The organism is Paracraurococcus ruber (assembly GCF_004353985.1).
GTDB lineage: Bacteria > Pseudomonadota > Alphaproteobacteria > Acetobacterales > Acetobacteraceae > Paracraurococcus > Paracraurococcus ruber.
Genome location: NZ_SMOA01000590.1, coordinates 1 through 1,132, shown reverse-complemented (window position 1 = coordinate 1,132; position 1,132 = coordinate 1). Strand labels below are relative to the sequence as shown.

Genomic DNA, 1,132 nt, shown 5'->3' with positions numbered 1-1,132 from the left:
AGCGCCGCGGCGGCGCCCAGGGCCGGGCGCGGCAGGCCGGCGGCGATGCCGATGGCGGCCGCCACCGCCAGCCCCGGCAGGGCGGAGGCGAGGAAGCGGAAATTCTGGTTCTGCCCGGTGACATGCCCGGCCAGCACCGGCGCTGCCAGGGCCAGGGCGAAGCCCGCCACCAGCAGGGCGGGCGGCGGCCGCCGCCAGCGCAGGCCGCGCGCCGCCAGCACCAGCAGCCCGGCGGCGCCGAGCAGCAGCGCCAGGGTCACCAGCGGGCCGAAGGCATGGTCGGCGACGATGCGGCCCAGCCAGCGCAGGGCGAACTCCCCGCCCCCCTCCGCCACCAGCCGGTGGCCCTGCCAGTCGGCGACGGCGCCGCGGGCATAGCCGAGGTAGCGCAGCCCGTTCACCGCATAGGCCGGCCAGGCGACCAGCAGGGCGAAGAAGGCCACGATGCCCAGCCGGCGCAGCCGGTGGCGGTCGAAGAGCAGGCCGAGGCCGATGGCCAGGACCGCCGCCGGCAGCAGCTGCACGGCGAAGCTCAGCCGCGCCAGCAGCCCCGCCCCGACCGCCAGGCCGAGCAGCGCCGCGTTCCAGCGCGGCGGCTCCGGCCGCGCCCATTCCCGCGCCAGCAGGAGCAGCGTGGCGGCCAGCGCCGGGATGGCCAGCGTCTCGCTCATGAACTCCTGGCCGGCCCGCACCCCGCCCGGGGCGGCGAGGAACAGCGCCGCCGCCAGCAGCCCGGCGCCGCGTCCCGCCACGCTGGCGGCGGCCAGCCCCAGCATCCCGGCCGTCGCGGCGATCAGCAGGGCCGAGAGCAGCCGCAGCGAGGCGGCATCGCCGAACCCGGCCAGCGCCGCCGGCAGCCCGACCAGCCGGATGCCCGGCGGCCCCTGCCGGTAGTCGATGAAGAGGGAATCGCGCAGCGCGCCCCAGCCCTGCTGCGCCAGCAGCAGGCTGTCGTGCCGGACCTCGTCGACATAGCCGAGCTCGTCCCAGCCGGCGATCTCCGGGTTGCGCAGCACCCAGAGCAGGACGGCGAAGGCGAAGGCCGCGAGCGCGACGCCCAGGGCGATGGCCGGCAGCCGCGGCCAGAGCCGGGCGAGGCGGCCGGCCGCCGCGGGCGGCGAGGCGGCGGGCG

The 1,132-nt window shown here is 78.8% G+C and carries 1 protein-coding gene; it reads right to left on the bottom strand.

What is annotated here, in order from left to right; all coding sequences use genetic code 11:
- The coding region (locus tag E2C05_RS31940; protein ID WP_192912567.1) for a glycosyltransferase family 39 protein at positions 1 to 1,132 on the bottom strand (1,132 nt) is incomplete at both ends.